At 70.8% G+C, this 4,024-nt stretch carries 7 protein-coding genes; 2 read left to right on the forward strand and 5 right to left on the reverse strand.

Annotated elements, in window-relative coordinates:
• Together ybeY and AC2VNT_RS03420 are read right to left on the reverse strand one after the other, a co-directional pair.
• Nucleotides 1-231, reverse strand: a 231-nt coding sequence (gene ybeY / locus AC2VNT_RS03415) for an rRNA maturation RNase YbeY (RefSeq protein WP_486945520.1), incomplete at its 3' end; no start/stop codon positions are given.
• On the reverse strand, nt 228-1,280 hold the full coding sequence (locus AC2VNT_RS03420) for a PhoH family protein (protein WP_486945521.1): 1,053 nt from the start codon (nt 1,278-1,280) through the stop codon (nt 228-230). The genes ybeY and AC2VNT_RS03420, both read right to left, overlap by 4 nt.
• Nucleotides 1,281-1,411: 131 nt before the next feature.
• Here AC2VNT_RS03420 and AC2VNT_RS03425 point away from each other — a divergent pair, with 131 nt between their 5' ends.
• Together AC2VNT_RS03425 and AC2VNT_RS03430 are read left to right on the forward strand one after the other, a co-directional pair.
• Nucleotides 1,412-1,609 carry an antitoxin Phd gene (locus tag AC2VNT_RS03425; protein ID WP_486945522.1) on the forward strand — a complete coding sequence of 66 codons (198 nt, stop codon included), beginning with the start codon at nt 1,412-1,414 and terminating at the stop codon, nt 1,607-1,609.
• Nucleotides 1,606-1,989 (forward strand): type II toxin-antitoxin system death-on-curing family toxin, encoded by a 384-nt coding sequence (locus AC2VNT_RS03430; RefSeq protein WP_486945523.1) that lies wholly within the window; start codon nt 1,606-1,608, stop codon nt 1,987-1,989. Before AC2VNT_RS03425 ends, AC2VNT_RS03430 begins: the two co-directional genes overlap by 4 nt.
• Nucleotides 1,990-1,992: 3 nt before the next feature.
• Here AC2VNT_RS03430 and AC2VNT_RS03435 read toward each other — a convergent pair whose 3' ends face one another.
• The 3 genes from AC2VNT_RS03435 to AC2VNT_RS03445 form a co-directional block, all read right to left on the reverse strand.
• Nucleotides 1,993-2,742, reverse strand: coding sequence for a 16S rRNA (uracil(1498)-N(3))-methyltransferase (locus tag AC2VNT_RS03435; protein WP_486945524.1), 750 nt, complete (start codon nt 2,740-2,742; stop codon nt 1,993-1,995).
• Nucleotides 2,743-2,924: 182 nt separating this feature from the next.
• Nucleotides 2,925-3,287 carry a hypothetical protein gene (locus tag AC2VNT_RS03440; RefSeq protein ID WP_486945525.1) on the reverse strand — a complete coding sequence of 121 codons (363 nt, stop codon included), beginning with the start codon at nt 3,285-3,287 and terminating at the stop codon, nt 2,925-2,927.
• A gap of 11 nt (nt 3,288-3,298) precedes the next feature.
• Nucleotides 3,299-3,799 carry a hypothetical protein gene (locus tag AC2VNT_RS03445; protein ID WP_486945526.1) on the reverse strand — a complete coding sequence of 167 codons (501 nt, stop codon included), beginning with the start codon at nt 3,797-3,799 and terminating at the stop codon, nt 3,299-3,301.
• Nucleotides 3,800-4,024: the final 225 nt, after the last annotated feature.

Raw genomic sequence — 4,024 nt, forward strand, 5'->3', positions numbered from 1 at the left:
CGGCCGGCCGCCGGGCTCGAGCTCATCCATCGGGAAGCTCATCACGTCGGTGGGCCCGGGCAGGTCCATCCAGCGCATGTGCAGGTCGGCCATCGCCGGGGTGTCCAGCAACACCATCGACAGCTCGGCGCCCGGGTTGACGTTCATCCGGTCCAGCACGAAGCGGGCGACGCTGACCAACTCGACCTCGGAGACGTCCAGGCCGGACTCGTTGGAGACCTCGATGCTCATCGGCGGCCGCGCCCGGTCTTGGCGTCCACGGCACGCCGCGCCGCGCGGTTCCCCGCTGGCTGTTGATGTCCGGCATCGTGCCGGGCGTAGGCGTCGACGATCTCCGAGACCAGCCGGTGGCGCACCACGTCCACGCTGGTCAGCTCGACGACGTGGATGTCGTCGATGCCGTCGAGGATGCCGACCGCGGCCCGCAGGCCGGACCGGGCGCCGCCGGGCAGGTCGATCTGGGTGATGTCGCCGGTGACGACGATCTTGGAGCCGAAACCCAGCCTGGTCAGGAACATCTTCATCTGCTCGGCGGTGGTGTTCTGCGCCTCGTCGAGGATGATGAACGCGTCATTCAAACTTCTACCCCGCATGTAGGCCAGCGGCGCTACCTCGATCACCCCGGAGGCCATCAGCTTGGCGATCAGCTCCGGGTCCATCATGTCGTAGAGCGCGTCGTAGAGCGGCCGCAGATAGGGGTCGATCTTCTCGCTCAGCGAGCCGGGCAGAAAGCCAAGGCGCTCACCGGCTTCCACCGCAGGCCGGGTCAACACGATCCGGTTGACCTGTTTGGTCTGCAGCGAGCTGACCGCTTTGGCCATCGCCAGGTAGGTCTTTCCGGTGCCGGCCGGGCCGATGCCGAAAACGATGGTGTTGTCGTCGATCGCGTCGACGTAGCGTTTCTGGTTCAGCGTCTTGGGCCGAATCGTCTTGCCGCGCCGAGACAGGATGTCGAAGGTCAGCACCTCGGCGGGCGACTCGTCGCCGCTGCCGGTCAGGATCGCCACGGTGTGCCGCAGCACCTCCGGGGTCAGGGTCTGGCCGCCGGCGACTATCGCGACCAGCTCGGAGATCACCCGTTCGGCCAGCGCGACGTCGGCCGGTTCGCCGGAGAGGGTGACGGCGTTGCCGCGCACGTGCAGATCGGCGGCCAGGACGCGTTCCAGGGCCCGCAGGTTCTCGTCGGCCGACCCGAGCAGACCCACCACCAGGTCGGGTGGAACGTCGATGCTGCTGCGTACCTGCGGAGCGGGGTCCGCGGCGGTCTTGCGGAGCGTCACGTGGTGTCTGCTACCTGCCTGCTGGTTTTCCGGGTCAAACGCCGCTACGAGTCTACCGTCGCGGGCGGTCACCGTCCCCGCGTCGACGCAATGGTGCCGGAATTGGTACTGGGTCAGGTACCCTAGCCGACATGCCGTCGCTGAACATCACCTTCACCGAAGAGGAGCTGGCCGCGGTCCGCGGCGCCGCCGGCAGCGAGAACGTGTCGCTGCGGGCGTTCGCCCATCGCGCGGTGGTCGCCGCGGCCAGCCATCACAAGCGCCGGGTGGCCGAAGCCGCGGCGCTGGTCGCCGAACGCTCGGCAGAGCTGAATCGCCGTTTGGCGTGACCGAATTCCTCGACCGCGACGACGTGCTGGTCGCCGGCACGGCCGCGGTCGGCCACGCCGTCGAGGTCGGCGACTACGGGCTGCTCGACGCGGCCCTGGCACGTCCGCAGGCCACGGTCTACCGAACCGATGCCTACCCGGATCTCTTCACCAAGGCCGCCGCGTTGCTGCAGTCGCTGGCCCGCAACCACGCGCTGATCGACGGCAACAAACGCACCGGCTGGGCGGCGGCGTGGACGTTCCTGCACATCAACGGGGTTGAACTCGCGCCCGATTTCGACGTCGACACCGCCGAGACGTTCGTCAACGACGTCGCAGAGCGCGGCGAGCGCACCGTCGAGCAGATCGCGGCCGCGCTGGCGTCCTTCGCCGGCGGCTGACCCTCACTCCGGCTGCCAGCGCCCGGTCAGCACGCCGATCGCGCCGAGGGCCACCGCGGCCGCCGTCGAGGTGCGCAGCACGGTGGGCCCGAGCCGCACCGCCCGGGCGCCGGCGGCGGTCAGCGCGGCGAGCTCGCCGTCGGTGATGCCGCCCTCCGGGCCGACCACCAGCGCCAGCGACGGTGCGTCCGGCGCGACCGCGTCGGCCAGCGGTGTCGTCGCCGAGTCGTGCAGGACCAACACGACGCCGCCGGTTCCGACCCGGTCCGACACCCACTCGGCCAGCTGCGCGGCGGACAGCACCCCGGTCACCGCCGGGAGGTAGGCGCGTCGGGACTGCCCGGCCGCCGCCTTCGCCACCGCCCGCCAGCGCCGCAGCCCCTTGTCGGCCCGGGCGCCGTCCCAGCGGGCCACGCAGCGCTGCGCCTGCCAGGCGACGAACGCGTCGGCGCCGGCTTCGGTGGCCAGCTCGACCGCCAGTTCGGAGCGCTCGGATTTGGGCAGCGCCTGCACCACGGTCACCGGCGGAACCGGCGGGGCGACGGTCCAGCGCCGTAGCACCCGGGCGCGCAGCCCGGTCCGGTCGGCGTCCTCCACCCGGCACTGCGCCAGCGTCCCGGCGCCGTCGGCCAGGGTGAGCTCCTCGCCGGCCCGGATTCGCCGGACGGTGGCGGCGTGGTGGCCCTCGTCGCCGCCGAGGGCGACCAGGCCACCGGCGTCGGGCAGTTGGTCGACGTAGAAGAGGCCCGGCACGTTGGTGAACCTACCCGCCGGACGCCGGGTTCACCGCGGTGTGAGCGGTGACTCAGCGGCGGCGGTAGACGTCGGCGCGGTCCACCGCGGAGTCGACTTCCCGGGTGTACTTGACCACGATCGCCGAGCGGGCGGCCGCGGCGTTGAGCCCGCTGCCGCCGGCACCGTTTTCGTCCCACTCCTTATTTGGCGGCGTGGTAGGTCTGGGTCAGCGCAGTCTGCAGTCCGTCGACGGCGCTGCCGAATTCGCGGGCGATTTTCTCCCGCGAATCGTAGTGGTCGGAGGACCCGTAGGCGTCATCGCGCATCCCGCCCAAAAAGGCCTGGTGGGCGTCGCCGGTCTTGCCGCGGATCAGCTGGCCGTGGGTGTTGATGGCGTTGTGCAGGTTTTGGCCGAGGGTGTCATAGGAGGTCGCCGTGGCTTTCTGCTGGTCGGCGATGCCGTCCAGGTTGGTCTTACCGGCCGCGGGCCAGGCCGCCGTCACCCCGAGCAGCTCGACCACCTCATCGGTCGGCCGCGGCAGATCACCGCCCTCAGCAAACATCAGCGTGACCCCTACTTGCCCAGCCCGCAGACCTGCCACGCGCGATGGTAGCCCCTATTCACGACGTCCTCATCGTAGGACGGTGGCGGCGCAGCGAGGCCACGCGTCCGTACCGGCGCGAACCGGGTGACGTTCATATCGAACGAGGTCGCGGCAGCGGTGATCGCGTCGCGGACTTCTAGACTTGCGTCTGGGTTTTCAAACAACGCGGCGCGCAGTCTGGCCGATGCTGCAACAACGTCTAGCGCCGAGTTGGGCGGGTGCGGCACCGACACGTTAACGAGCGCGAACGTTGTGCACAGGTTGACGTCTTGTTGACGGACGGTTTCGGCGCTGGGTTTTCCTGCCGCGGCGGTGGTTTCGGTGCTGCGGTGCTGGGTCAGACCAGTCAGCAGCGCGCCGACGATACCGCCGCCGAGAGCTGCCGCGGCCACCGCGGCGATCACCCCGGCCCGCCCGGGCCGCCGCATGAAGGGGGGCTGCGGCGCCGCGGGCGCGGCGATGATCGGCATCGCGCCGGTCGCGACCCGCCCCGGCGGCATCCAAGCGCCCGCCGCGGGATACGGGCCCGGCCCGCCCGGTGGGGGGCCACCAGCGGGTGGGCCCGCGGGAGGGGTGTGCTGGGTGGGGTGGGTCATCAGACCCGATTCCGCGAGTAAGCGGGATAGTTGGCCTTGGGGCCTGCGGAAGATGTCGGGGTGGGGTGTGGGTAGGCGGGTGTGACCGGTGGCGCCGGT

Source organism: Mycobacterium sp. TH-M15, from assembly GCF_057473705.1.